Origin of the sequence: Marinobacter sp. bablab_jr003 (genome assembly GCF_016464245.1) — a bacterium.
In the GTDB taxonomy this organism is placed as follows: domain Bacteria; phylum Pseudomonadota; class Gammaproteobacteria; order Pseudomonadales; family Oleiphilaceae; genus Marinobacter; species Marinobacter vinifirmus.
In genome coordinates, this window is record NZ_JADARC010000051.1 from 1 (window position 1) to 746 (window position 746).

2 protein-coding genes are annotated in these 746 nt (G+C 55.0%); both read right to left on the reverse strand.

Translation table 11 applies throughout. The annotated features are described in order from the left end of the window. Positions 1-373: IS3 family transposase (locus H3Z84_RS05695; protein ID WP_199456799.1), on the reverse strand; the 373-nt coding region annotated here is incomplete at its 3' end. A gap of 20 nt (positions 374-393) precedes the next feature. Further along, the gene (locus H3Z84_RS05700) at positions 394-678 is read right to left on the reverse strand and encodes a helix-turn-helix domain-containing protein (protein WP_022988855.1); all 285 of its coding nucleotides are present in this window, start codon (positions 676-678) and stop codon (positions 394-396) included. Positions 679-746: the final 68 nt, after the last annotated feature.

The window sequence follows — 746 nt, forward strand, 5'->3', positions numbered from 1 at the left end:
CGTACGAAATATCCGTTGCCCACACCTGGTTGGGGCGGTCGATTTTCAGCCCTTTGAGCAGGTACGGATAAACTTTGTGCCCGTCGCCCGGAATGCTGGTTCTGGGGCGTGGATACACCGCCTGAATGCCCATGGTGCGCATTAGGCGCTGAACCCGCTTGCGGTTTATCAGGTGGCCTTTGCGCTCCAGATGGACTCGCATCTTACGAGAGCCATAGTACGGCGTTTCCAGATGCTGCTGGTCAATCAGGTACATCAGATCCAGATCCTCCTGACACTGTTCACGAGGGACGTAGTACACCGACGAGCGGCTCAGTTTGAGCAACTCGCACTGGCGCACAATGCTGACTTGGGGATGACCATGCTCGATCATCGCCAACCGGCGTTGACGGCTTACTGATCGAGCTTGCGCGACAAAAAATCGCGTTCCACCGTCAGTCGGCCGATCTCGCGGTAGAGTTCGTCAGAACTGGGCTCGTTGGACTGTTTGCCGGACCTTTTTTTGCCTTCGAAGAGGTCCGGAGCATTCTCCAACAACTCGCGTTTCCAGGTGCTAACCATGGTCGGATGAATCTGGAACCGGGCGGCAATTTCAGATGTGGTCTGGTCACCCTTGAGGGCGGCTAGGGCAACTTTGGACTTGAACGATGGGCTGTATTGCTTGCGTTTCTTGCTCATGATTCTCCTCCTTGTGGAGATGATGAATCAGAGCTTAGGCACCTGTCCAAATTTCGGGGTCCACTTCA